Annotated in this window: 24 protein-coding genes and 1 pseudogene; 13 read left to right on the forward strand and 12 right to left on the reverse strand. The window is 48.4% G+C overall.

The features are described 5' to 3' along the window. The first annotated feature begins 78 nt into the window (after nucleotides 1–78). The 3 genes from SD10_RS00320 (at nucleotide 79) to SD10_RS00330 (ending at nucleotide 3,373) form a co-directional block, all read left to right on the forward strand. On the forward strand, nucleotides 79–606 hold the full coding sequence (locus SD10_RS00320; protein ID WP_046578854.1) for a CvpA family protein: 528 nt from the start codon (nucleotides 79–81) through the stop codon (nucleotides 604–606). Nucleotides 607–663: 57 nt separating this feature from the next. After that, nucleotides 664–1,725, forward strand: coding sequence for a 23S rRNA (adenine(2503)-C(2))-methyltransferase RlmN (gene rlmN, locus SD10_RS00325; RefSeq protein WP_046375163.1), 1,062 nt, complete (start codon nucleotides 664–666; stop codon nucleotides 1,723–1,725). Between the two features lie 226 nt (nucleotides 1,726–1,951). After that, complete coding sequence (locus tag SD10_RS00330; RefSeq protein WP_046375164.1) at nucleotides 1,952–3,373, forward strand: inorganic phosphate transporter; 1,422 nt, start codon at nucleotides 1,952–1,954, stop codon at nucleotides 3,371–3,373. Between the two features lie 102 nt (nucleotides 3,374–3,475). Here SD10_RS00330 and SD10_RS00335 read toward each other — a convergent pair whose 3' ends face one another. After that, nucleotides 3,476–4,279, reverse strand: coding sequence for a lysophospholipid acyltransferase family protein (locus SD10_RS00335; protein ID WP_046375165.1), 804 nt, complete (start codon nucleotides 4,277–4,279; stop codon nucleotides 3,476–3,478). 283 nt (nucleotides 4,280–4,562) lie between these two features. Here SD10_RS00335 and SD10_RS00340 point away from each other — a divergent pair, with 283 nt between their 5' ends. Next, nucleotides 4,563–5,255, forward strand: a complete 693-nt coding sequence (locus SD10_RS00340) for a porin family protein (protein WP_046375166.1) — start codon at nucleotides 4,563–4,565, stop codon at nucleotides 5,253–5,255. Nucleotides 5,256–5,460: 205 nt separating this feature from the next. Next, complete coding sequence (locus SD10_RS00345; protein ID WP_046375167.1) at nucleotides 5,461–6,492, forward strand: fatty acid desaturase; 1,032 nt, start codon at nucleotides 5,461–5,463, stop codon at nucleotides 6,490–6,492. Between the two features lie 504 nt (nucleotides 6,493–6,996). On the opposite strand, the gene SD10_RS00350 is transcribed toward SD10_RS00345, so the two are convergent. Further along, the gene (locus tag SD10_RS00350; protein WP_046375168.1) at nucleotides 6,997–9,087 is read right to left on the reverse strand and encodes a protein-disulfide reductase DsbD family protein; all 2,091 of its coding nucleotides are present in this window, start codon (nucleotides 9,085–9,087) and stop codon (nucleotides 6,997–6,999) included. A 131-nt stretch (nucleotides 9,088–9,218) separates the two neighbouring features. Further along, complete coding sequence (locus SD10_RS00355; RefSeq protein WP_046375169.1) at nucleotides 9,219–10,052, reverse strand: phytanoyl-CoA dioxygenase family protein; 834 nt, start codon at nucleotides 10,050–10,052, stop codon at nucleotides 9,219–9,221. A 142-nt stretch (nucleotides 10,053–10,194) separates the two neighbouring features. On the opposite strand from SD10_RS00355, the gene SD10_RS00360 reads away from it, so the two are divergent. Next, a complete protein-coding gene (locus SD10_RS00360) occupies nucleotides 10,195–11,067 on the forward strand; it encodes an AraC family transcriptional regulator (protein ID WP_046375170.1) in 873 nt (290 codons plus the stop codon). Nucleotides 11,068–11,148: 81 nt separating this feature from the next. Here SD10_RS00360 and SD10_RS29285 read toward each other — a convergent pair whose 3' ends face one another. Next, nucleotides 11,149–11,451, reverse strand: a complete 303-nt coding sequence (locus tag SD10_RS29285) for a YXWGXW repeat-containing protein (RefSeq protein WP_148562356.1) — start codon at nucleotides 11,449–11,451, stop codon at nucleotides 11,149–11,151. Nucleotides 11,452–11,750: 299 nt separating this feature from the next. On the opposite strand from SD10_RS29285, the gene SD10_RS00370 reads away from it, so the two are divergent. The 4 genes and pseudogenes from SD10_RS00370 (at nucleotide 11,751) to SD10_RS00385 (ending at nucleotide 14,993) form a co-directional block, all read left to right on the forward strand. Continuing rightward, nucleotides 11,751–13,040 carry a serine hydroxymethyltransferase gene (locus SD10_RS00370; RefSeq protein ID WP_046578855.1) on the forward strand — a complete coding sequence of 430 codons (1,290 nt, stop codon included), beginning with the start codon at nucleotides 11,751–11,753 and terminating at the stop codon, nucleotides 13,038–13,040. A gap of 145 nt (nucleotides 13,041–13,185) precedes the next feature. Next, the gene (tatC, locus tag SD10_RS00375; protein ID WP_046375172.1) at nucleotides 13,186–14,043 is read left to right on the forward strand and encodes a twin-arginine translocase subunit TatC; all 858 of its coding nucleotides are present in this window, start codon (nucleotides 13,186–13,188) and stop codon (nucleotides 14,041–14,043) included. Between the two features lie 199 nt (nucleotides 14,044–14,242). Next, a pseudogene (locus SD10_RS00380) lies at nucleotides 14,243–14,758 on the forward strand (Uma2 family endonuclease). A gap of 13 nt (nucleotides 14,759–14,771) precedes the next feature. Then, entirely contained in the window at nucleotides 14,772–14,993 is a 222-nt protein-coding gene (locus SD10_RS00385; RefSeq protein WP_179945483.1) for a hypothetical protein, read from the forward strand. A 6-nt stretch (nucleotides 14,994–14,999) separates the two neighbouring features. Here the strand turns inward: SD10_RS00385 and SD10_RS00390 are convergent, their stop codons facing one another. From SD10_RS00390 to SD10_RS00425, 8 genes are all read right to left on the reverse strand, one after another. Beyond that, the gene (locus tag SD10_RS00390) at nucleotides 15,000–16,352 is read right to left on the reverse strand and encodes a DUF58 domain-containing protein (protein ID WP_046375173.1); all 1,353 of its coding nucleotides are present in this window, start codon (nucleotides 16,350–16,352) and stop codon (nucleotides 15,000–15,002) included. Nucleotides 16,353–16,357: 5 nt separating this feature from the next. Then, entirely contained in the window at nucleotides 16,358–17,173 is an 816-nt protein-coding gene (locus tag SD10_RS00395; protein WP_046375174.1) for a tetratricopeptide repeat protein, read from the reverse strand. After that, complete coding sequence (locus SD10_RS00400) at nucleotides 17,170–18,345, reverse strand: hypothetical protein (protein WP_148562357.1); 1,176 nt, start codon at nucleotides 18,343–18,345, stop codon at nucleotides 17,170–17,172. The genes SD10_RS00395 and SD10_RS00400 overlap by 4 nt, the downstream gene beginning before the upstream one ends. Before the next feature lie 173 nt (nucleotides 18,346–18,518). Continuing rightward, nucleotides 18,519–19,493 (reverse strand): AAA family ATPase, encoded by a 975-nt coding sequence (locus SD10_RS00405; protein ID WP_046375176.1) that lies wholly within the window; start codon nucleotides 19,491–19,493, stop codon nucleotides 18,519–18,521. A 54-nt stretch (nucleotides 19,494–19,547) separates the two neighbouring features. After that, a complete protein-coding gene (locus SD10_RS00410; RefSeq protein ID WP_046375177.1) occupies nucleotides 19,548–20,732 on the reverse strand; it encodes a DUF4350 domain-containing protein in 1,185 nt (394 codons plus the stop codon). A 30-nt stretch (nucleotides 20,733–20,762) separates the two neighbouring features. Next, nucleotides 20,763–21,557 (reverse strand): DUF4129 domain-containing protein, encoded by a 795-nt coding sequence (locus tag SD10_RS00415; RefSeq protein WP_046375178.1) that lies wholly within the window; start codon nucleotides 21,555–21,557, stop codon nucleotides 20,763–20,765. Further along, the gene (locus tag SD10_RS00420) at nucleotides 21,541–22,431 is read right to left on the reverse strand and encodes a hypothetical protein (RefSeq protein ID WP_046375179.1); all 891 of its coding nucleotides are present in this window, start codon (nucleotides 22,429–22,431) and stop codon (nucleotides 21,541–21,543) included. The genes SD10_RS00415 and SD10_RS00420 overlap by 17 nt, the downstream gene beginning before the upstream one ends. Then, nucleotides 22,428–23,372 (reverse strand): stage II sporulation protein M, encoded by a 945-nt coding sequence (locus SD10_RS00425; RefSeq protein ID WP_046375180.1) that lies wholly within the window; start codon nucleotides 23,370–23,372, stop codon nucleotides 22,428–22,430. Before SD10_RS00425 ends, SD10_RS00420 begins: the two co-directional genes overlap by 4 nt. Before the next feature lie 169 nt (nucleotides 23,373–23,541). On the opposite strand from SD10_RS00425, the gene SD10_RS00430 reads away from it, so the two are divergent. The 3 genes from SD10_RS00430 to SD10_RS00440 all read left to right on the forward strand — a co-directional run bounded on the left by SD10_RS00430 (nucleotide 23,542) and on the right by SD10_RS00440 (nucleotide 26,374). Continuing rightward, entirely contained in the window at nucleotides 23,542–24,237 is a 696-nt protein-coding gene (locus tag SD10_RS00430; RefSeq protein WP_046375181.1) for an RDD family protein, read from the forward strand. 58 nt (nucleotides 24,238–24,295) lie between these two features. Next, a complete protein-coding gene (locus tag SD10_RS00435) occupies nucleotides 24,296–25,486 on the forward strand; it encodes a M20 metallopeptidase family protein (protein WP_046578858.1) in 1,191 nt (396 codons plus the stop codon). A 249-nt stretch (nucleotides 25,487–25,735) separates the two neighbouring features. Next, nucleotides 25,736–26,374 carry a gluconate 2-dehydrogenase subunit 3 family protein gene (locus SD10_RS00440; protein ID WP_227699097.1) on the forward strand — a complete coding sequence of 213 codons (639 nt, stop codon included), beginning with the start codon at nucleotides 25,736–25,738 and terminating at the stop codon, nucleotides 26,372–26,374. Nucleotides 26,375–26,387 lie beyond the last annotated feature (13 nt).

Raw genomic sequence — 26,387 nt, forward strand, 5'->3', positions numbered from 1 at the left:
AATTAGGGCATATGCCATCTATTCGATCAGTCAATCATTCCGTCACTCATCATTTTATTGAATACGCTCGATTTACTCATGCTCGTTCCCCTTGCCTGGGGGGCTTTTAACGGATACCGAAAAGGTCTTCTGGTGGAGATCGTTGCGGTTATTGCGTTTGTTATAGCCATGATTGTCGGGTTTAAATTTCTGGCTTTTGGCATCGAATTGCTCAGTCCATACATCAGCCGGGAGCTAGCCCGTAAGATTCTGCCCTGGCTGGGTTTCTCCATCATATTTTTTCCTACAGTGGTGATGATCAACCAGATGGGTTTTGCCATCCGGCGGTCGCTCAAGTATTCTGTATTAGGCACATTCGATAGCGTAGCCGGTGCCACGGTAGGCGTTTTTACGTGGGTATTTGGAATTAGTGTTATCCTTTGGTTGTTCAGCTATATGGGCGTCAAGATGCCTGCTCGCCAAGTCGAAACGGCCTTTATGTATCCCTATATCAGGCCAATAGCGCCGAAAGTAATGGATAAGGCCGCTGTTTGGGTACCTAAAGGGTTAGACGCAGGAAAGAAGTGGCGAGCTGAAATTATAAAGAGTGAAAGAGTGAAAGAATGAAAGAGTGGCTTTGCTGCTTTCGCTCTTTCACCATTTGCTCTTTCGCTCTTTAAAAACATGAAACAAGATATTCGCAAACTGACGGCTGTTCAGTTAAAAGACTGGTTTGCAAAAAATAACCAACAGGGGTTTCGGGCTAAACAGGTGCACGAATGGCTCTGGAAAAAATCAGCGCTTTCGTTTGAGCAGATGACTAACCTGTCGCTGCCGACGAGGGAACTGCTGAACGAACATTTTGAAATACGATCCTTGACCGTTGATCAACAGCAACGGAGCAATGATGGGACTATCAAGTCATCGTTTCGCCTGTTCGACGGAAACCTGGTTGAAGGCGTACTGATACCAGCTCTACGTACTGACGCCCGTGACGACGGACCGAGTGATCGAATGACTGCTTGTGTATCGAGCCAGGTGGGTTGTTCATTGACATGTAAGTTCTGCGCAACGGGTTATATGGATCGGAAGCGCAACCTCGATGCGGCCGAAATCTACGACCAGGTAGTGGCCATTGACCGGCAGGCTAAAGAAAACTACGATGCATCCCTGACAAACATCGTATACATGGGCATGGGCGAACCCTTGCTTAACTACAAAAACGTACTGGAATCGGTTGACCGCATCACATCGCCCGATGGCTTGGGCATGTCGCCCAAGCGCATCACTGTGTCGACGGCGGGTATCGCTAAAATGATCCGGCAACTTGGTGATGATGAGGTGAAGTTTAACCTCGCTTTATCGCTTCATGCGGCAAACGACCTGAAGCGCGACCAAATTATGCCCATCAACGAAAGCAATACGCTGGAGGTGTTGGGTGATGCACTGACTTATTTCTATAAAAAGACGGGTACGCGCGTTACATTCGAGTACATTCTCTTCTATAATTTTAACGATACGCTGCAAGACGCTCTGGAACTTTGGAAGTTTACAAAGCGGGTGCCAGCCAAGATCAATATCATTGAGTATAACCCGATTGCGGAGGCTAGTTTCAAAAATACAGATCCGCAAACGCTGGATAAATTCGCCGGATTTTTAGAAAGCAAAGGCGTAACGGTGAATGTCCGCCGGAGCCGTGGTAAAGATATTGATGCTGCCTGTGGGCAACTGGCCGGCAAAAAGTAGAGACGCAATGTATTTCGTTTTATTCCAGTTGCGCCTAACTATCCGGAATATTATTCAAATAAGCAGCTTTCGAAGGAGGTTCTATCATTATTTAGGCTTGTGACGTAACGTGTGGCGTCTCTACTTAACAATTTGGTAATACGGCTGTGAGTAGTTTCACGTACTTTTGTGGCAATCATCAGCTTACGGACCCACCGTTTGCTTTCTTATAGAAGATACTCCGCTTATGTTTGGATTAGAAACGGATGTTTTTATCCTCCTATTTATCAGCCTCTTCGCTGCTTGCGCCTTTGAATTTGTTAATGGTTTCCACGATACGGCCAACGCAGTTGCTACTGTCATCTATACCAATTCGCTAAAACCAACGTACGCCGTTGTATGGTCGGGAATCTGCAACTTCACAGGCGTTCTGCTGGGTGGAATTGGTGTCGCTATGGGCATTGTCAACCTGCTCCCTGTCGAATTACTGGTCGATCAGAATGTGTATCATAGCGTGGCTATGGTACTGGCCCTGCTACTTAGTGCCATCATCTGGAACCTTGGAACGTGGTATTTTGGCTTGCCCAGTTCAAGCTCACACACGCTGATTGGGTCTATTTTGGGCGTAGGGTTGGCGTTTGCCACCATGCCCGAAAACAAAACCGGTGCGGCTGTCAACTGGGAAAAGGCCATCGAAACAGGGTATGCCCTATTGCTGTCGCCTTTGCTTGGTTTTAGCCTGGCTATTGTGCTGATGTTTATTCTGCGCCGATCGGTGCCAGAAGAAGCCAAAGATCAGTTGTTTAAAGAGCCCAAGAAAAACACAGAACCGCCTACCTGGATTCGGTCGATTTTGATTGCCACTTGTTCGTTGGTGAGTTTTTTTCACGGTAGCAACGATGGTCAGAAAGGCGTTGGTCTGATCATGCTGATTCTGATTGGTATTGTGCCTTATCATTTCGCGGTTAAAGCAGACCTTGATCCGCGCCTGATGCAGACAAATATCACGACCATTCAACAAACAATGGGGGTTCTTGACTCGACCCATTTGTCGTCGGCGAACCGTGCCCGTCTGGTTCGGACGAATGCTGAACTTGCTGAACTAAGCCGTTTAGTTAATGGCCCGCTCGTCGACAACCGAATTCCGAATGAGAAACGACTGGAAGTACGGAGTGATTTATTGCTGATTAATAGCAACGTAAAAAAGATTGTTGAAGACGAAGGGTCAAACTTAAGTGCTAATCAGGTGGCCCAGTTGAATAAGAATCTGGGTGAAGAAGGTGGCTTACGCCGGTTTACCGATTATGCACCCCTTTGGGTAATCCTGATGATTGCGCTGTCTCTCGGGCTTGGCACCATGATCGGCTGGCGTCGGATTGTGGTAACGGTAGGGGAGAAAATTGGTAAGCAACACCTGACCTACGCGCAGGGAGCGTCGGCTGAATTGGTCGCTGCCATGATGATTGGCCTGGCTTCCGGACTGAAGTTACCTGTTAGTACAACACACGTTCTGTCATCTGGTATTGCCGGGAGCATGGTAGCCAACAAAGGGGTTAAAAACTTACAAGCAGGAACGATTAGAAACATTGCACTGGCCTGGGTGCTAACCTTGCCTGTCTCGCTACTGTTATCTTTCACCCTCTATATTTTCTTCCGCTGGCTTCTGTAAGTAGTTTACAGTTGTTTGGTTTACGGTTTTGGGTTAGCTGACGTACGGGCGTTACTTTCGCAAGTATGTTGGTGCGTTAGCCAACCGTAAGCCATAAACTGATTACTGTGCCCACTCCGGAGCATCCTGCTCAATGGCGTGACGTACTTTGGCTACGATGTCGTCAATTGAATCGTCGGGGCCAAAATGCAGGGGAGCCTTAAATTGAACCGTAAGGAGTGTATTCCGCTTCTTGAACCGTAATCCTTTCTTATCAAAGGCTCGTCGGAACCCATTAATGACGACTGGTACCACAATGGGCTCGTTGTTCTTAATCAGATGGCCGGTTCCTTTCCGGACGGGTGCATAGGGTGTTGTTGTCCCCTGCGGGAAGCTGACTACCCAGCCGTGGGCCAATGCTTTCGCAATTTTTTCATTGGCCGTGTTGTCAACAGCCCGTTGCACTTCGCGCCCTTCTGCGCGCCAGGAGCGTTCAATCGTAAGCGCACCACCCGCTGCAAAAACGCGCGGCACTATTCCTTTGCTCATCGTTTCTGAAGCCGCCACATAGTACTGCCGGGCTCTGGGGCCAAGCAAGTAAACCGGCGGAAGCAAGGTGTTCTGAAATCCCCATTTGACGGCGCAAAAGATGTGGAAAAAAGCGATGACATCGGCAAAATAGGTCTGGTGATTTGATAGAAATAAGACGTTGTTGATAGGCAGATTTTCCAGATTTTCAGTGCCTTGTATTTGAATTCGGTTCACCACCGTATATCGGGCGTAGGTCAACCAGCCTACCAAAGCAATAATCATCCGCCTAATGACCAGTGAATTGCCAAACGGATCGCACTCGAATAAACCGAGAATGTCCAGTGGCATCAAAAAGTTTGGCAGATAGCTAAATTTGGTAGGCTTAATATATTTCATTGGTAGGTTAAGAATCACACGTAATTGGTAAAGTTACAAGCCCGCTACAATGTTTTCAATAAAAAGTGCAACTGTCTCATTCACAAAGAAAAAGAGCTAATAGAATTCGACTCGACGATGGCTTTTCAAAAAAGATGAAAAATTTTTTTGTAAAGCATTAATCCTTTAGCTGACTGCACTCTCTAACCATCAAATTCGCAATTAAAAACAGAGCGCCTATAGCCGACAGTGTACACAATCAAGTTCAGGTTCACCTTTTTCTAATCAGTTTTTTTATACAACCATGAAACGAATTGTGCTTGCCGGTATCATCGCCCTGTTCGGCGTATTTGCTACTCAAACGTCTTTTGCTCAGGTTCAGATAGGTATCCGGGGTGGTGCCAACTGGGGCTTTGCTTCCAAACCAGAGTACCTGGGTAGCCTGACTCCTAATTTTCATTCATCCGTTGGACCCACTGGCGCTATGTTCCTGGATATTCCCTTAAGTGAGCGTGTATCGTTCCGCCCTGAAGTGGCGTATGTTCAAAAAGGCGTAGCGATAAAACAAGGTTTCGACCTCAATCTGGGTGGTTTTACCCTGCCACTTGGCGCGACGATTGCTTACCAGTCACAACACATTGAAGTGCCTCTGTTGTTTAAAGTCAATTTGACCGACGGTGCGGTACAACCTTACTTAATCGCTGGTCCTGCGGTAAGTTATGCTTTTGATGGCCGTATCCGTACCCGGGCGTCGGCACTGGTAACGACTCGTCCATTTGACGTAGATGTCAACTATGGCGGTATGCTAAGTCGCTGGGATGTAGGTGCCGTTGGCGGACTGGGTTTGTCGATGGATGCTGGTACAGGTAAGTTCTTTATTGAAGGCCGCTACACGCAGGGCTTCACCCGGCAGGTACAGGTGCCCGTCGTAAACGTTAATGTTCGTAACCGGGGAGTGGCTTTATCGCTGGGTTATTCGTTCCCTATAGGTTATTAACAACCAATCCTACCATTCATACATAATTTCCATTGAATCAACCTGAATCAGTAAAGGCGGAGTCTGTTGACTTCGCCTTTCTTGTTTGGTATGAGAATGCTGTTAAAATAAGGGATTTTTGGTTGCTTAAGTAGGGATTCAATCTGTAATTGTGTTAAATTTACTTCTCGTTATTTACCGAATCTGTATTGGCGACACCCAATTTATGACAATGCAAACTGATTTTGTTCGTTCGACCGCTTCCGAGCCTCATCGCATTCGTACCCGACAAATTCTGAAATCACATCCTGAAATTAAAAAACTGATTGGGCAAAAGAACCCAACCACGTTTTGGGTTACCTTAGGATGTGTGGTTCTGATGACTGGTCTGGCTTACTTAGTGCGGGATCAATCGTGGTGGATTGTAGTAGCAACAGCCTGGTTTATCGGTGCCTTTCCGGCTCATACCCTGTTTGTCTGCATTCATGAAGCTGCCCATAACCTGATCTTCCGCAAGCCGGAGGCTAACATGCTGACGGGTATTTTAGCCAACCTGCCAACCGTATTCCCCACGGCGCTAACGTTCAAAAGCTTCCATATTAAGCATCATGCCTTTCAGGGCGTTCATGAACTGGATGCCGACTTACCCGACTGGTATGAGGCTAAACTGATTAAAAATTACGCTATCGGCAAGGCCATTTGGCTGTTGCTGTTCCCTCTTTTTCAAGGCGTTCGCACACTCCGGATGAAAGAGTTAGCTGTTTTTGATAAATGGGTGATGCTCAACTTTGCGGTTCAATTAACCTTCGACGTACTAATCGTCGTGTTTTTTGGCTGGAAGGCGCTGGCCTTTATGGGTCTTTGTTTGTTCTTCTCCGTCGGTTTTCACCCACTGGGCGCCCGCTGGATTCAGGAGCATTTTCTGACACTCGATCCCGAACAGGAAACCTATAGCTATTACGGTCCGCTGAATGGCCCCAACCTGAACGTGGGTTTCCACAATGAGCACCATGATTTCCCGTCTATTCCCTGGAATAAACTACCCGAAATCAAGAAAAGCGCTCCAGAATATTACGATACCCTGAAGTACCATACTTCGTTTGTGAAGCTGTTTTTCCGTTTCCTGTTCGATCAGGAGATCTCGCTTTTCTCACGCATCGTTCGCAAAGAGCGCGGTCGAGTAAGCGTAGCCGATCAATCAAAGCCGGATTTGGAGTTGGTGCAAGCCCAGTCAGCACACGCTGAAACAGCCGCTTAAACTGTTTTTATCATTTAACAAAAATCCCCGCCAGCATCTGGCGGGGATTTTTGTTAACGGAAGATGTGATCGAACCTCGCTTTTGTAAGGTCTTAGTACCTTAAAGCCGATCTGTAGCCTGTACTTGGTTAGGAGCGCTATAAAGTGTAGACTTATCTCTGTCAAAACGTTGAAATAATTTTCACAGTAGTCAGAAATGTCTTGATAATACGAGATTAGGAATAGGCCTCCCTTGTTCTAATTTACATTTCGAGAGGTTGAAGGCCGATAGTAAGTTAATATCTAACGTTTTCTTTGTTGAAATTAAGTTGCCGAATAGTCCCACAGGAACTGAATGTTTGTAGAACAGAATGGTTTGGGCTTGAACATTGATCGCGTAGCGATCTAACTAGGCGTTTGTTGGATCACTACGCGACCAATACCTCCTCTAAAAACGAGTTTTCTACAAACATTTGATCGCTAACGCGACCGCTGCGATATCCCACAACTTAGATTGAATTAATTTCAAAACTTAGCCTTCCCTGAATCCAGAAACGCAACGAAGTGCGCTACATCCCGGTCGTAGTTCTTGGGCGGCACAAGCAACTTTCCGTCGGTATTGACCAGGCAGTAATGCGGCTGTGCATTGTTATTAAATTTCGTGATCTGCAGATCAGCGTTTTGAGCGCCGATACTCTTCTTGACTTTTTGATCATACGTGGACGTGTACCATTCTGCTTCGGGCAATTCGGTCTTGTCGTCTACGTAGAGAGCCAAAATAACGAAGTCGTTCTGTAAACGGGTCATCACCGCCGGATCTGACCAGACACGGGCTTCCATCTCGCGGCAGTTCACACAACCGTGCCCCGTGAAGTCAATGAATACAGGTTTATTCACTTTTTTGGCGTAGGCCAAGGCTTGTTTGTAATCGAAAAAGCCTTGTAAGCCACGTGGCAAGCGAAACAGATCTCCATATTTTGGCGTCTCGGTTAGGCTATTCGCGGATGGAGCCGCAACTTGCTGATTCGTCAGGTTAAAATCCTGCGAAGTCTCGGGAGGGAGGTAGCCAGACAGGGCTTTCAATGGAGCGCCCCAAAGGCCAGGAATCATGTAGACCACAAACGAGAGTGTAGCAATGGCTAACAGCAGCTTCTGGACGCTGATAAATTTGGTTTCGCTGTCATGCGGTAACCGAATTTTCCCCAAGAAATAAAAGCCGATCAAGGCGAAAATGACGATCCAGAGAGACAAAAATACTTCGCGGTCAAGCAAGCCCCAATGATATACCTGGTCGGCAATACTCAGGAATTTTAGCGCCAGCGCCAATTCCAGAAAGCCCAATACGACTTTTACCGAATTAAGCCATCCTCCCGAGCGGGGTAAGCTTTTTAACCATTGCGGAAAAGCAGCAAACAACGTGAATGGAATCGCGAAGGCCGACGAGAAGGCTGCCATGCCTAAAATAGGCTTGATTACTTCTCCTCCGGCCGATGCAACCAGCAAGCTACCAACAATGGGTCCTGTGCAGGAGAACGACACTAGCACCAGGGTGAAGGCCATAAAGAAAATCCCGGCAATACCACCCTGTTCTGACTTCGCGTCGGCCTGGTTAATGAGCGAATTGGGCAGAACAATTTCAAAAAGACCCAGAAAAGACAGACCAAAAATAAAGAAGATGGCAAAAAACAGGATGTTGGGAAGCCAGTGCGTACTAACGAAATTGGCAAATGCAGGGCCGTTGAACCGGGATACCACCGTGCCAATGAGCACATAGATACCAATGATGAAAAAGCCATACAAAAGAGCTTTCCATTGGCCACCCTGCTGATTGGTGAAGAAACTAACTGTGGCAGGAATAATTGGGAAGACACAAGGCGTGAGCAACGCAACCAAACCTGATAGAAAAGCGGCCAGCATAAAACTCCACAGCGATCCATCGACTGCTTTAGTTGTTTCATCGACAACGACGTCTGGCTCATTAGCCGTGGTCGTACTGGTCGAGGTTAGGGACTCCGTTGCTTCAGTAGCTGCTACAGCCGCTTCTGGCGTCGTGCCTGAAATGGCCGTTTCAGATGTTGGCTGCGTAACCGTCGACGCGGCAGTGGGTGAAGAAACTGCCACTGCTGGGGTAGCTGTTGGGCCCTCTACGAGCAAACCTGTTATGGCGAAATCGTCATTACCCGGAATACACTGGCCATCGCTATCCGTACAGACTTGATAGTCGATATTACCCTCAAGAATAGGCTTGTCCGTTAAAATTTTGATCCGTTGAGAAAACTGGGCAGGGCCGTGCATCAGGTACGTATCCCCTTCAAACACCTCTTCGAACTTGGTTTCTACCTTGCTGACTGGTTTTATCTTTCCAACTAATTCATAAGTCTTATTCGGCGTAAACTTAATGACTGTTGGCAGAGGCCCATCAATTTTGGGGTTGACATCTGAAGAGTAAATATGGTACCCGTCTTTGATATTGGCGGTAAACCGTACCTCAACAACATCACCAATTTTGGCCGAAGATTTGGTTGACTTATAAGTCCAGGAGACTGGTTTAATGATTTGGGCAAACGTAGTGAGGGGTAGCAATAGCCACACAACGAGCGTACTAATTGATTTCATACCGCTTTGGGTAAGTGATGGTTTGGTAGGTGAACAGCAATTGAACGAAAATATTTCCATTTCTCATCTAACTGCAAAAGAAAACCCCGGTACTGGCCGGGGTTTCTCAATAAAGGTACGAAAGCTGTTTATTAATAACTGAATAGTATAGGATTCAGATCATCTTGTGGATGACTGCCGACGGGAACATTATTAAGCCACTTGGCGTGGTCAGCCACCTGAAATTTGTTGCGCGGCTGCATAATAACCTGATCCATATCCATATAAATCATTGTCATAACCTTGCGTGGTCGGTCGGAAATATTGGGCCCTGCCCGGTGAAATGTCCAGCCGGCATGATAGCTCACTTCGCCCAGATCGAACGGAGCATCGTGCATTGGGAAATTCTGCTGTTGGAGTGTATCGGCAAGAGTTTTTTCGCTAGCGTCGCTGATCTCAATATCGCGTCCAATCTCAATGTGCTGGCTTCCTTCGGCGAAAGCCAGCGGGCCCATGTCCATAGGTGTTTGCTGGAGCGGAATCCAAACCGTAACCGTGTTGGGCGATGCCAGCGGCCAGTAAAACTGGTCGGCGTGCCAGGGCGTAATGCCGCCCGATGGCTCTTTGTACAACGCCTGGTCGTGGTAGATGCGAACGCCCTTCACGCCCATCAGATCGGTGGCAATTTTGGCAAGCCGTCTGGAGAAAACAAACTCCTTCGCCTGGTCGTCCTCGCGCCACAAGTTCATGATTTGAAGAAAAGCCCGCTCGTAGGTAGTGCGTTCTTCCATCGGTTTGATAAGCGTATTGAGCTTAAATACCAGATTAGTAATAATGGTGCCATAATAGTCAAGCACGGCCGGGCTAAGTACATCTTTCAGCTTAACGTAGCCTTTCTCACGATAGGAGGCAATCGCTTTCGGTTCGACCACGTAGGGGGCCTGTAGTTCACTCAGCAGTGTTTCCCGATCAATTGTAGCGTCCATTGGGGAATCGTTTAAAGATAGTTTATACAACAAAAGTAAAGCGTCGATAGAGGAGCTATCGACATAGATTTTACAGATTCCTGTTTAATTTTGACCCACATACTGTTATACATCCACCAGACGTGTTAAAATAAGACTTCTTATGAAGGCTCTTTTCGAGAAAGTAATGTTCAATGAGCAGAGTTCGCTACTGGTTCGCCGGTTTGAGTTGCTCTATTTTGATGCGCCCTGGCATTATCATCCGGAATATGAACTGACATACATTGTTAGGAGTCATGGCCGACGTTTTGTTGGCGACCATGTAGAACCGTTTCTGGCGGGCGATTTAGTGTTGCTTGGCCCTGATTTGCCTCACTTCTGGCGGAATGATGACGAATTTTATCAGACAGATTCACCGCATCTGGTCGAATCAATCGTCGTCCAGTTTCCGGCTTCGTTTACCGAACGCGGACTCGCATCGATACCTGAAGCAGCCTTAGTGCGCGAACTACTTGAACGCGCCCGGTATGGGCTTCGGTTTAGTTTGGAAATGAGCCAAACAGTTGCTGAGAGGATGGAACAGTTGCCACAGCAGACTGGATTAACTCAATTATTGAGCTTGCTGACTATCTTAAACGTATTGGCGACTGACCAGAATGCCCAACTGCTGGCAAGTGACGGGTATCAGCTAGCGCCGGGTGCCGCCGAAACCGAGCGGATGAAGCGAGTTCTGGAGTTTGTATTAGGCCATTTTCGGGAAGAAATCAGAGTCGAGCAGATCGCTTCTGTCGCGGGTATGGCCCCGGCGGCTTTCTGTCGATATTTCAAGAATCGTACGCGAAAAACATTTGTCGAATACCTTAATGAACTGCGCATTGGGCATGCGCGTAAGCTACTCACCAATGTGGATATGAGTATTGGCCAAGTGGGTCTGGAGTGCGGATATAACAACAATTCCCATTTTCACCGGCAATTTAAATTAAGCACGGGCATAACTCCCTTCCAGTATCAGGCGCTGGCACGAGGGAAAGGATAATAATGATGAATCCCTGTATACTTCATTTAGATTGGGAGCTGGTTGAGCAATTAACCAGCTCCCAATCTAAATGATTATTGATTACCGCCAGTGGCCTTCAACCCATATTGGCCCCCGGCGAGACTGCCGCCAGTAGCCAGGTGCCCAGGCTCTATAGCGGGCTGGAGCCATTTGGTAATACCCATTTACCCAAATATAATTTCGCCCCCGGCGTATATAATGCCCCGGAATCCAAATATGTCGTACGGAAGGGGCGACGGGAATCACCTCAACGCGTGCCGGTGGAGGCCCTTGAACTGTTGTTGTTGCCGTAGCTGTACAGGCTGAAAATAACGTTGGTAATAGCAATCCGGCCAATACCAAAAATTTTACTTGCTTTTTCATGGTATATACCTGGTTAAGAATGGGCAGTTGATACAGGTCTTTGGCAACAAATGCCGAACTGTCCTGAATCGTCCGTTTGGAAATATGATGTATTTTTAAGTCGATGGTTTAGGTAGCGTTCGTGTTCAGGTAAAAAATTAATATCATTTTATCTCTTTCATCTTGCAGGATAGCGCTCAAAATCTTCCAAATCCTACCATTTTCTACCGTACCTTTGTGCCTTAATGAGTTGGTTGTTTGCCCGTTCGCAAAAGCAGCAGCCAGAGACCAAAATAACCGAATACAAAAACGCTCGTAGCATGACGACCGCCACTACCACCCGCGATACGCAGGTATTTGACCTGATTGCCAAAGAACAGCACCGGCAGGAGTCGGGTATTGAATTAATCGCTTCCGAAAATTTCGTATCGCCTGCCGTTATGGAAGCGGCTGGCAGTGTTCTGACCAACAAATATGCGGAGGGGCTTCCCGGCAAACGGTATTATGGCGGTTGCGAAGTGGTTGATCAGGTTGAGCAAATTGCCATTGATCGGGCTAAAGAACTCTTTGGGGCTAGCTGGGTCAACGTGCAGCCGCACTCAGGCGCCAATGCAAACACGGCCGTATTTCTGGCGTGTCTACATCCTGGCGATACGATCCTGGGATTTGACTTGTCGCACGGTGGGCACCTAACCCATGGCTCATCGGTCAATATTTCGGGAAAATATTTCCGGCCAACCTTCTATGGGGTCGAACGGGAAACCGGCGTTATTAACTACGATGTTGTTGAAGAAACCGCGAAACGGGAACGGCCTAAACTGCTGATATGTGGAGCTTCTGCCTACAGCCGTGACTGGGATTACGCTCGTCTGCGGGCCATTGCCGATGAAATTGGCGCGCTCCTGCTGGCCGATGTATCGCACCCGGCTGGCCTGATTGCCAAGGGTTTGTTGAATGACCCGCTGGCGCACGCACACATCGTTACTACAACCACGCATAAAACGCTGCGGGGCACACGGGGTGGCATTATCATGATGCGGAATGATTTCGAAAACCCATTCGGTATTAAAACCGTGAAGGGTGAAACGCGGTTAATGTCGTCGCTGTTGGATTCAGGCGTATTTCCGGGTACGCAGGGCGGTCCTTTGGAGCACATCATTGCGGCCAAAGCCGTTGCGTTTGGCGAAGCGCTAAGCGACGATTTTTATGATTATGCGGTTCAGGTGAAAGCCAACGCCCAAGCTATGGCCAACGCATTCCTGAGCCGGGGCTACGAAATTATTTCGGGCGGTACAGACAATCACCTGATGCTGATCGATCTGCGGTCGAAAGGGCTGACGGGTAAATTAGCTGAAAATACGCTTATTAAAGCGGATATCACAATTAACAAGAACATGGTTCCCTTCGATGATAAATCGCCGATGGTTACCTCAGGAATACGAGTTGGAACGGCGGCTATGACAACGCGCGGTCTGAAAGAATCGGACATGGAACAAATTGTCGTATATATCGACAAGGTGCTGATGAATCACGACGACGCGGCTACATTAGCAACCGTTAAAGAAGAAATCAACGAGTGGATGAAAGCATTTCCGCTCTATAAAAGTTAATTACTAAGGTTTAAAGAGCGAAATCGGACCGCCGAAGCGGAATGGAAAGAGTGAAAAGCGAAAACTGGCCGCCAGAACCTACAGAAATTCGCATCACTTTTCTCTTTCGCTCTTTCACTCTTTTACTCTTTCGCTCTTTAAGCACATGCCACTAGATCAACTGACTGACGAAGAGATCGAGTCCGAAGGCAAGGAAATGTCCTTTCTGGACCATCTGGAAGAACTCCGCTGGCACATCATCCGGGCGGTTGGATCCATTTTTTTGTTCGCGATCATTGCCTTCATTTTTATAGACGATATTTTCAGAGTCGTTATTCTGGGACCTAAAAACCCTGATTTCTGGACATATCGGATGATGTGTAAACTAGCCGACGTTACTGGGTATACTGACTTATGCGTAACCAAGCTTAACTTTGAGTTACAATCCCTTGGTGTATCCGATCAATTTACAATGGCCATGACTTCATCGGCCATTATTGGTCTATGCTTTGCCTTCCCCTATGCCTTCTGGGAAGTGTGGCGGTTTATCAAGCCAGGCCTTCGTAATGTGGAAAAGCAGGCCGCTCGAGGTGCTGTATTCTATGTTTCCCTGTTGTTCATGATGGGCTTACTGTTTGGCTATTTTATCGTATCGCCTTTAGCCATCAACTTCCTGGCCAACTTTCAGATTACGCCTGAAATCAAAAACCAGTTCGACATTACATCGTACATTGGCATACTCGTGACCCTTTCATTAGGGTGCGCACTCATATTTCAGATGCCAATGGTTGCTTATGTGCTGTCGAAAGTGGGCGTTTTAACACCAAAGTACATGCGTGAGTACCGCAAACATGCCTGGATTGTGATTCTGGTTGTGGCGGGGATCATCACGCCATCCCCTGATATTTACAGCCAGGTGCTGGTAGCGCTGCCGTTAACATTGCTTTATGAAGTGAGTATTATCGTGTCGGGGCGGATTGAAAAAGCGCGGCTAAAAGCACAGGCCGAACTGGATAAACTATAGTAGTACACAACATAGTGAAGAGGCCCTTTTTAACCGAAAGGGCCTTTTTCTTTGTCGCTGATACGTGTATCTTTACTAAAAAGCGGACAGACGGATGCAGGCTTTAGCGAAAATACAATTGACTGATGAGCAGCTAGAAACACTTGAAGCTGGAGAGTTAATCACTTTTCCGGCAACCTAGGAGGAGTTTGAGAATTTTTTGATTGAGACGGACTATCGCGTTGAGTATCACGACGGAGAGATTATCCTAATGGGGCTGGCAACATTTATACATGAGTTATTGGTAACACAAATCATTTACCTGCTTAAAGGCTTTTATCAAGGTAAACCCTTTTATGTCGCTGGAAGTAACGCTGGTATTCGAAAGAGTGGTCGGTTGGGACATTATAATGGTGATATTCTGGTTATTAAAGGCCAGCCTGAATACTAGGGCAAATTGAAGTCAATTCTCGTAAATCCATACTTGATTGTTGAAGTACTATCGAAATCGACGTTCAATTATGATTTAGGTGCTAAGCGACGGAAATACAAACAGATGTATACGGTTCAGGAAATTGTATTCGTTGACCCTTTCGACAAAGAAGTAATTGTTTGTCGGCGTACTGACCAGGCAAATGTCTGGACAGAAACCTTGTATAACCTGCTTAATGAGTCGATAAATATAGATGGGTTTCAGATGCCGCTCAGCGAAGTCTTTGCTAATCTGCCCGAATAATTAGTTTGAAGAAATGACACAGTACGATTTCAAAAAATACCATTACCGCTCCATCAACGCGGCTACCGATGCCGAGCGGGCTGCCATCAATCAGGAGCTGAAAGACTTGTATTCGGCCTTACCCGACTCGGAGAAAGAAGAATTTAATCGCCAGTTACAAGCGTTTTTAGCAAAAGAAATGGGGAGACTAAAATCTAATTATGAATCAGTAAAGGGAAATCTGGGCGATAATTAAACAACTCTAAATCATTCCCCGTGCTTTCAGTTCCAGGTATTTATTCACGGTGTTGGCGGTCAGGTTCTGCGGTGCCGTCAGAATAGTCTGGATGCCGTATTGGGCTAACTCTCTCACAATCTGTTTTTTCTCGAACGCGAATTTTTCGCCGATCGTCTTAAGGTAAATCTGTTCGGTATCCGAGGCTGGCAGATCAAGTAAGCTGCGTAACTCTGTATTTTCGAAGAAAATAACCAATAACAGATGATCTTTGGCCAGCCGACGCAGATAGGGTAGCTGCCGATGCATGGCGTTTACCGTTTCAAAATTGGTAAATAATAGCAACAAGCTTCGCTGGCGAATGTGTGTTCTGACGCTGGCATACAGGCTCTCGAAGTCTGTTTCCAGAAATTGCGTTTTCTGGCGGTATAGGAGTTCCAGAATCCGGAGCATGTGCCCTGTGCGACGGTCGGCAGGGAGAAGTTGACCTACCTGACTGGAAAAGGTCAGAATACCCGCCCGGTCCTGTTTGAGGAGAGCAATGTTACTCAACACCAAACTGGCGTTGATGGCATAATCCAGTAAAGTAAGCCCATCGAAGGGTGATTGCATCACACGGCCCTTATCGATCAGGCAATAAACGGGTTGGGATCGTTCGTCCTGATAGGCATTAATCATGAGTGATGTTCCCTGGGCATCACTTCGGCGGGAGGTTGCCTTCCAGTTAATTGTTCTGACATCGTCGCCGGTAGCATAGGGGCGCACCTGCTCAAATTCCATGCTGTGCCCAAGGCGACGAATCCGCTTCACTCCCACTTCATTCAGGCGATTGGTAGCAGCCAGAAGCTCATACTGGCGCATTTGTAGATACGATGGATACACGGCCACCATCTTGCCCTGCTCAAACTGAAAGCGCCGTTTTAATAGTCCTAAAGGCGATAAGGCAAAAACGTTGACCGCGCCAAAGCTGTATTCGCCCCGCCGGGTTGGCCGGAGTTCGTAGCGAATAGCCCGTGTTTCGCGTGGGTTCAGGTGGGCATTGAACAGGACATCGCGCCGTTGGAACTGGAACGGAATTTCGTCAATCACTTCCACACGGGTTCGGAAAGCGTATTGGTTTTCGAGATAAATTGTAATCGGGTTCTCATCGCCATTCGACAGCCGGTCGGGAACTTCACGACGGGCAAACACGGCACGTCGGGCCTGATTCCGAAATAAAAGCCAGGCGTCTAATCCAATCAGGATAACGAACGCGACAAAGGCGACACGGACCAGCGGAAACAAAATCGGTAACGCATAGGCCGCGATAAACAACAACACCAGCACAATGAGCGTAAACCACAGGCGCATAGCGACGAAAAGGGAGCGGAAAATTGGCATGCTTGCTACGGTTTGGTTTTTAGCTGGCTGATGGCCTCGTCAATTTCTTCTTCGTAAATCGGATTAAAGTCATCTTCCTGATAGTCGCCAGTCCGTTCGGCACGCAGGGCTTTAACGAAAAATGACGCATCCTGAAAAGCAGTTCGGGCTTCGGCCGTGCGGCCCAGTTGTAACAACGCCCGTCCTTTATGATAGGCAACCAGCGCACTTCGGTTGAAGTTTTTGGTGGCCTGCGCCAGATCAGTCAGGGCTTTATCGGCTTGCCCAATAGCCATATAACTCACTGCCCTGCTAACGAAATGTTTATAGTTGACCCATTCGGCCCCATGCTTTCGGGCGAGCGAATCTATGGCGATACAAAACTGCTCAATGGCTTTCGGATGATTGTTGAGGCCACGATAGGCCAATCCGCGTAGGTAACTGACGGGATTGTGGCTGATCATGTCATCGAAATTGGGCGTCAGGGCGTCGTAGGCGTCAAGATGCTGGAGCGCACGAGGGTAATCCTTAAGCGATCTCAAATAAACTTCTCCGATCATGCCATTTTCTTTTGGGTAGCTGTTGCCTGTTTTTTCCAGCCACAAAGTGGCTTCTTCGTAATTCTGTCGCCAAAGATGATAGAAGGAGTGGGACCGGTAATTCTGAGCCGACGCCGATAGGGTATCAAGATGGCTTTTTTGTCGGCTTGTTGCGCCAAAGAATACTAATTCAGGATTGCGGTTAATCGCCAGCATGGATGCCGACGATTTTAGAAACTGCTCGGCAGGCTGCGCGAAGGCTGCCATACGAAGCAAAAGGCAAAGAAATAAAGCAGTCTTCATGGCAGAATGTCGGTTACACGCCCATCCTTAAGTCGGAACGTAACCACAAGGGATACATCGTGTGGCGGATCTGTCGGTTGTGATTGACGCAAGGTTGGGTCTGTTCCGACGCGGTTCTGACAAATGTCCCGCAATTGATCTGTTATTCGCCTATCAAACAGTTTGGGACAATAGTCTTCGCCAAAGCCGCTCAGTTCAAATGGTCCCTGCTCACCTTCGCAGTTAAGGACAAACCGGACCCGGATCAGGCCCGACTGGCCGATCTGCTGAACAGGTTGATAATAGTTGGTAATTAATTGTATGAGGTCATACCGTTTTGAGGGATTGCTGACTGACCTTGAATTCCACGTTTGTGAAAAACAATTACTACAAGGCTGAAAATCAGTGGGGTGGCACACTTCACCCGCTGGTATGTCCCGGATTAACCGAAATGTTTCTGTCGTTACAGTACACCCATTCCAGCCGATAGCCTGCATCTGGTTTGCATTCAGATTGGCAATCTGCCACAGGGGCTTAAAATCCCCGTCCTTGTTGTGTTGATTTCCCCGAATCACCAGAAAAACCGATGATCCGAATCGCACTACCTGCCAGAAATGAACGGTTTTCTTTTTCGTCGCTGTGTTTTCCACACTAACCTGACCATTGCTATAGAAGCTAATGGTCAGGTTATTTGATTGCCAAACCCGTCCGTTAAGTTGCTGATAGGTATTGGCTGAATCGACCGGAATAGCGCTGAACTTCCGAAATACCATTGGATAGAGCGTGCCGATCCGGAGCAGGCCACCTTGAAGACTAACTAGCCGGGGCGCATAATGAACGGTATCTAAACGGACTGTATCGCCCTGAACAGCCCAGGTGGATACCAGCGGCTGCGCTGAATTATCGACCATGCCAAGCTGGTAAGCTCCATCGGGCTCTAACCGAAGATAAGTTGGGAGTGGGCAAAAAAAATCAGCTTCCCATTCAGCGTGAACGCCAATCCATGTACCGATCAACTGCTCCCGGCTGGGCGACTGCGCCTGAAGCAGTAAAGCTGAAAGAAGAAAAGAGATGATGTAGACGGTCCGCTGCATTTGCACAAACACCTTTCTGGTACGCCCGTTTTGGCTGGGACGTAGGTGCCTGTAGCAGTACAGGAAGTTGTTAACCAATAAGGTTTCTATCCGCTTCATTGGCATTGTCTATTCTTAGTATCAGTTACTCAAATTCCTGGGTCTGTTGTCACGGATTTATTTACTTGGACGGTTTCGCTGACGCGAGCCTGGTCCGTGTCTTCACGGACCAGGGAGTGAACCTAAGTCTTCGCAGACTTGGGATACAAACTGATCGAACCGTGATTCATCGTTCATCGGGGTACTTCAATTTTCTGCACCAATTGGCTAATAACGTCATCGGCGGTCGCCCCTTCCATTTCACGTTCGGGTGTGAGCAGCACGCGGTGGCGGAGCACCGAAGGCGCTAATTCCTGCACATCTTCGGGTGTGATGAAGTCACGTCCCCGGAGTGTGGCCAGGGCTTTAGCGCTATTGAGCAACGCGACCGACGCGCGGGGCGACGCACCCAAATAGAGCGATTTACTAGCTCGGGTAGCCTGCACAATCTGGGCGATATAGTCGAACAACTTGTCTTCAACATAAACCTGATGTACTAACCCGCGCAGGGCTGTCAACTGATCGGCTGTGAGGACGGTAGTAACCGCGTCGAGCGCATCGGCCAGATTGCGCCGTTGGTGGTTACCCCGCAGAATAGCGACCTCTTCGCTGGCCGTAGGATATCCGACGATTATTTTAAACAGGAACCGGTCCAGTTGCGCTTCGGGCAACCGGTAGGTGCCTTCCTGCTCAATGGGATTTTGAGTGGCCAGTACCATAAAAGGGGCATCGAGCGGATAGGTTGTCCCGTCATTGGTTACCTGCCGCTCTTCCATTACTTCAAATAAAGCCGCCTGTGTTTTGGCCGGAGCCCGGTTAATTTCGTCGATCAGTACCAGGTTGGCGAAAATGGGCCCTTGTCTAAATACGAAGTCGCCGGTTTTGGGTGTGAAGACCGAGTTGCCCAATACGTCAGAGGGCATTAGATCGGGGGTGAACTGAATCCGGCTGAAACCCACTGACATCGTTTTGGCCAGTAGTTTGGCCGTCAGGGTTTTGGCTACACCTGGTACACCCTCAATGAGTACGTGGCCATCGGCAAGCAACGCCGTCAGTAGCAAATCGACCGTCTGATGCTGCCCAACAATGACTTTTCCGACCTCAGCGCGGATGGCCTCAACGGCCGAGGTGAGCGAAGTAAGGTCTAAGCGAGTTTGTAATGAGTCCATAGGGATTGTCTGAACCAGGATTTAATTGATTTTTCTGATCAACTAAATCCTGGTTCAGATAGCTTGTTTAAAGTTTTCTATTGCCCGATTCAGGGTAATCAAATCGTATTCTGATAAGGATATGCTTTTTTGTGCATCACGTAGAAGTCGTACTAAATCGGCCGTTTCGTCCAGCGGTGCGCCACTTTTCCGGGCCAGGGTTTCGGTGAATTCCTTGTCCAGACTGGTGGTAGTTAACCCATATCGTTCGCGAAGGTCGGCCAGAAAGTACTGGATTTTCTTGCGGGCGAGGTTTTCATGATCGCCTTGCTGAAAGTACATACGGCCAATGGTTTGCACAAAATCCACCGAGGTATTTTTAGGGGCCTCTATAACCGGAATGATACGCTGTGTTCGCTTGCCCGCAAAAATTACGTAAAAAATCAGGCCAAACGCCACCAAGTAATAAGCCCAGTTAAGGGCGGGCTGGGAGTGGATGTATCGGAAAATAGACTGCTCGTCTTCACTGAACCGGCCTTGTTTCTGATACTCGTCCCAATAGGTTGGTCGGGCAGGCAGGTAAGCAAGTGCTTTAAAGGCATAATCGGACGTCTTCGGGTCCAGCACATAGTAATTGGTAAAGGCCAACGGCAGGTTATGGATGAAAAAATGCCCTTTCCCGTATTGAATACGAATGAAAACAGGTTCCTTTCTGGCGTTGCGGCCTAGTACCGTGATGTGTGCGGGTTGCTTAATGGTCAGGAAGTTTCGGCCATCATCATGAACGAAATTATACCCCGCAGTCTTACGAAGCGACGGATTGACGAAGTTTTGCCGAAGGGTCGAGTCCGCCTTCGACTCATCTTTCACATCGGCTCTGAAACCAAGAGTTATCCCCAATGAATCAGGAAACTCATACGCCGAAATAAATGCATTGTTGCCCCGACGGACAAAGGTCAAGAGTTGCTCGCGGTCGTTTTTATCCACGTCGAACTCCCGGCAGACAGCTATGTAATTGCTTGGCGTCGGCAACTTCGTCTCGGTCAATAACGTGTAGACGGGCAAACGTACCGTCCTGATTGCCGACGGCTGTATAACATCCGGCAATAGCTCAAACAACGCCTGTGTACCAAACGGAATTTTATCATCGTTCTCGTAGGTCGCCCTCCAGTCAATTGGTTTCGGACGATAGTACTCAAAGAGCACATAGGCCGTTATGGTAACAAGCAGGATGAGCAGGTATTTATTGGGTTTTTGCAAAATCAGTTGTGCCGGATTACCAGTCAGTGCTTAGTTGATGGGTTGATGTTGCCCCGATTTGTTGAAGGCGACAAAGGCCGTTCGTAAGGAAGCGAACTGTCTTTCATCTATCGGAAAATCACCATACCAAACGAATTCAAACTGGGCCGTCAGACGCTCAAAATCAGCCTGGAGCGGAGAGTTCGCCAGTTCATAGACATACTGGCGGTTAGTTTTCTCGGGCTTATAGGCAATACGACCTGCATCGGTTAGCTGCTTAATCGTTTTGAGGTACAAAAGCCGTACTGCCAGCCGGAAGTTTCGATGGCTGACAGCTTCGTCAATAGCTGTATCAAAATCAATCTCGTGAATATCTTCGGCCGTATTTTCATACGCCAGCCCTGCTGACTGCGCTTTTTTAGGAAGCAGAAATGTCAGCACTTCGGCCTTCAGAAGCAGGTAGATGGCACTCCCGGCGATGATAACCAGAATTACGTATTGCCAAACATTTTCGTATGCTTCGCTCGACAGAAAAGCGCCAAGTTTTCGGAGAAACCAGGCCCAAAGCCTTGCCAGGGGGTTTTCAGGCGGAGGAGCGTCATATCCATACTGGTAGTCATGATCGGTCTGAAGATCGCGCAGATGGTCTTTTTCGGGATAACGAACCTGCAGCGGAGTTCGGTCATCGCGCGTATTGACAGCTTTCGTCGTATCGTTCGACTGTGCCAACGCCACGGGTGAAGCAAGAAGCAACAGGCATAAGCAACCCGCCGTCAGATAATACCGACCAAGGCTTGTTATCCGTAAACCGTACAGAGCAAACCAGCTATTAATACTCTCCTTCATCCGTTGCTCGGGGCTGAGTTGGTGATGTACCGATGGAGTCAATGGCCGAAATCAGGCCCCGGCCTTCCTGCCGTTCAACCAGGTTGGTGTACTGAAAACCAATGGCGGTGTAAAGAACGACGTTCAATAAGGTACGGCCCACCAGATTGATGACGTTGCCCAAAATGAGCCACACCACAGAAACGTTGGGAAGCATCTTGGCACCTGTCAGAAAAGCGATAAGGGTAGCGGGTACTGCGAAGAGAAGGCCAACAACGGCCACAATGATGCCCATAACCACAATCAGCCCGAACGTAGACCACCATTTATCCCGAATAAGCTGAAAACAACGAGACCATGTCGTGCCGAAATCGGTATTTTCGAAAGCCGTAACCGCCAGGGAAAGAGACAGGACAACCGCCACATAGAGGCCCGGAATAAACAAAAACACAAACCCGATACCGATAATAATTGAGTTGAGGACCGAGATAATGATGGCTCGCCCAATCATCGGTTGCACTTCCGCCCAAACGTCGGCCACGGAAATGGTGTTGCTCTTGGTTCGGTCGTAAATTCTCATGTGGGCATAGGTCGTCACAATAACAGCCACGTTCGCCAGAACACTAAAGAACATAGCCAGCCAGAAGGTGGGTGATATGAATTTAGTCATCAATTGAAAGGGTGCCATTGGGTTCTGCTCATCCATTTCGCCAGAATCTCGCGCAAACTGAAGCATATCCGATTGCATAACGCCGGTAGCAATACCCGCCACTAACGCCACAGGTCCCACAATGTAAATAAGTGCCATGCCCAGACTACGCATATTCTGAATAATATACTGGAAGGTGGCGTTGATTTTGTTGCCAAAATCGCGTTGTTCGAAGAGTTGAATCATGGTTGTCGATTACGGTTTAGGGAGATAGGATAGAGAATAAAATACCAGATAATGAAAGACGCCGATGTCAGGATTATTCCCCCGCTGATAAGGGGCGGCAGCGTCAATCGCGTGACGAAGCTTTCCAGAAACCCAGCCATGATGAAAACGGGGACCAGGCCAATGGCAATTTTAAGTCCCTGCTTAATGCCCCGTTTGAACGAGGTTAACCGCGAGTAGGTGCCCGGAAATAAGAGGCTATTGCCAACCGTTAGACCCGCACAACCGGCAATAATAATCGCGGATATTTCAAGCGTGCCATGAATCCAGATTTTGAGGACTGAATCAAGCAGCAGCCCGCGCTCGTAAAAGAAATATTGAAAGGCACCCAGCATGACACCGTTGTAAAACAGCATCGCCATGGTGCCAAACGACGCAAACAACCCAAATATGAAGGTTCGGAATGCTACATAAATGTTATTCAACGTGATCTGAACGAACATTGTCGATTGACCGCTGCTGTTATACACACCGAGCGGATCCCCTTTTTTGATATTTTCGAGCGTCATGTTCACGTACCTATCGCCCAGAATCAGCTGTACGAACGTATGGTCGTGGGCCGCCGACACCCACCCCAAAATGCCAGCCGCCAGAAAAATTCCCGCCGATATGGCCAGCAACCGGTGCGACTGCCGAAAAAGCATAGGCAACTCATACGTCCAGAAGGTAATGAACCGGCTTCGGTCGTCGCGCCGGTTTTGCATGAGGCTCCGGTGCATCTGAGCCGCTAATCCGTTGAGGTAACGCGTTACATTCGAATCAGGATAAAACGTTTGTGCATACGATAGGTCATCGGTCAGTTCCACAAAACGGGCTGTCAGTTCATCGGGATCACGCGTAGGATTTTGCTCCATATCGCGCCATTTGTCGGTATTGCGTTTAACGAAAAGAGCTTCGCGCATAAAGTAGGCCGATGCACATCGGGAAATCGTGGTAAAGTATGTTAAGTTGAGGCAAAAATCTCTTTTTAGAAAGACTTAAGTCGCTTTTGTCGTAAATATTTTGACCTCATTGCTGTACTAACGACTTTTGGCGTTTAGCCGCCGGGCGGTTTCGTTTTGATTTATACGCATGTCTCTTACAATCCGCACTTCCCAAAACGTTTCGGTAGCGTACGAACCCGCCAGCGTTGGCGACCGGATTCTGGCCGCTATGCTGGATTACCTGGTCATTTTCGGCTGGACACTGCTCGTCTTCGGGATTCCGGCCAGGCTGAACCTAACGCCAGGGACTTTTTACGTCGTCGTCTCCCTGTTTCCGATTGTGGTTTATGACCTGCTTTCCGAATGGTTTCTGAATGGTCGCAGCGTTGGCAAAATTGCCATGGGTATCCGGGTCGTTATGCTGGATGGCTCGCAGCCTGGCCTGGGAGCTTATCTGCTCCGGTGGTTATTGCGAATTATCGAGTCGGTCGCTTTCCTGGGCGGTGTTGTTCCTATCATTACTGTGGCGGCCAATGGGAAAGGCCAGCGGCTGGGCGATATTGCGGCCGGAACTACCGTTGTCAAACTGAAGCCAGCCGTTTCGTTGGACGATGTTTTGATTCGACCGTTACCAGAGAATTATGTGTTGCAATTTCCCGATGTGCGCTTGCTTTCAGATCGGGACGTGGGCATTATTCGTCAAACGCTGCGTCAGGGCGACGGATGGGTAATTGGGCGCACGGCCGATAAAATTAAGCAGGTGACTGGCGTTCAGAGCGATTTGCCGGATCGGGCTTTTCTGGAAACGGTTATTAGCGATTATCAGTTTATAACAACACAGTAGCGTGGCTTTTCAGCCGCAGCAATCCGAAATTAAAGGTGGCTTCTTGGCCGCACGACCTATGCTCGATTCCATAAAATCCCTTGCCCGTCAATACGCATCCGATATTGTTCAGACGCGCCGACATCTACACGCCCATCCCGAACTGTCCTTTCAGGAACGGAACACGGCTCGCTTTGTGGCCGATCAGTTAAAAGCGATTGGTATAACGCCACAGGAGGGCGTGGCCGATACAGGCCTGGTGGCGCTCATTGAAGGGCGTAAATCGGCCGGGTCGAAAGTGGTGGCGTTGCGGGCCGATATGGACGCCTTGCCCATTCATGAAGCCAACGACGTGCCGTATAAGTCGACGGTTGAGGGCGTCATGCACGCCTGTGGGCATGACGCCCACACAGCCAGTTTGTTGGGTGTTGCCCGAATATTGCACGTTCTGCGGGATCAGTTCGACGGAACGGTAAAGCTGGTTTTTCAGCCGGGCGAAGAAAAAGCACCCGGTGGAGCCTCATTGATGATTAAGGAAGGCGTCCTGGAAAATCCGGCGCCTGTCAGCATGATTGGTCAGCACGTAGCGCCTAATATTCCGGTGGGAAAAATCGGCTTTCGCGAAGGCATGTACATGGCCAGTACAGATGAGATTTATATGACTGTACGGGGTAAAGGCGGCCACGCAGCCATGCCCGACAATCTGGTTGATCCTGTTCTGATTGCTTCGCACATTATCGTTGCTCTGCAACAGATTATCAGCCGAAATCGTCCCCCGGCCAGCCCATCGGTGTTGTCGTTTGGGCGGTTCATTGCCGATGGCGTTACGAATGTGATTCCAAACGAAGTGACCATCCAGGGCACATTCCGGTGCATGAACGAAGAATGGCGCGAAGAGGGAAAAAAGCGTATGGTCAAGCTGGCCGAAGGCATTGCCGAAGCCATGGGTGGCTCCTGTGAATTTACCATTGTGCATGGCTATCCTTTTCTCAAAAATCATCCTGAGTTGACCCGGCGCGTACGTTCACAGGCCGTCGAGTATATGGGCGCTGATAATGTCATTGATCTTGATCTGTGGATGGCTGGCGAAGACTTTGCCTTTTATTCGCAGGTAGTCGATTCGTGTTTTTACCGGCTTGGTACTCGCAATGAAGCACGCGGCATTGTGTCGGGCGTTCATACGCCGACTTTCGATATTGATGAAGCGGCTCTAGAAACGGGTGCGGGTTTGATGAGTTGGCTGGCGGTTCAGGAATTGGGGGTGATGTAGTCTTCAGAAACGGTTTATTTACTGCTAAAATGCCTGTGTGTCTTCGCTGATTAGGCTAGTGAGCCAGTGGGTCAGGAACGCCCTGTTCGATTCCTGGCCGACCGGTTTACTGACTAGTCCGTAGCCTTATTCTAAATAGAGCTATTCGGCAAAACTGTGTCCTCAAATTGCACAATCCAATCCTTGATTGTTATACATTTGTACTTACTAATATCGTTCTATTTGAAAGCTTAATTTCGCTCTACGCACATGAACAGAAGAGACGCCCTCATGCGGGTGGCCATGCTGGCTGGCGCAACCATGTCGTTGCCCGCTTTGGCTGATACGCTCGAAGCTTCGGCTGCCCGGCGCGCCCTGACGGGTAAGCCGCTTTTCTTGACGGCCGATCAGGATGCGACCGTTGCTGAACTGGCTGAAACCATTATTCCAACGACAACCACCCCAGGCGCTAAAGCCGCCAAGGTGAATGAATTTATCGATCTGATGCTGAAAGATTGCTACAAAGCAGATGATCAGAAACGGTTTGTAGATGGCCTGACACAGACCAATAAACTGAGCCAGGATACCTATAGTAAAGCCTTTGTGCAGCTTGATCCAACGCAGCGGATTGAGATCGTGAAAAAATTACAGGCCGATGCCAAGCAGGAACTGGCGCAGATGAACACCACTAAAGCTGCCGCTAAAGTAGAAAACGCCCAGGCTGATCTACAGATGCCAGATGCTAAGAAACGGTATACGCCTTTCTTCATGATCCTGAAAGACCTTACGATGACCGGCTATTTTACGTCCGAGATTGGTGCGACCCAGGCACTTGAGTATGTAGCGGTTCCTGGCCGTTATGACGGTTGCGTTACACTTAAACCCGGCCAAAAGGCGTGGGCCCTCTAAATGAGTTTACCGG

The organism is Spirosoma radiotolerans, assembly GCF_000974425.1.
Classification (GTDB): Bacteria; Bacteroidota; Bacteroidia; order Cytophagales; family Spirosomataceae; genus Spirosoma; species Spirosoma radiotolerans.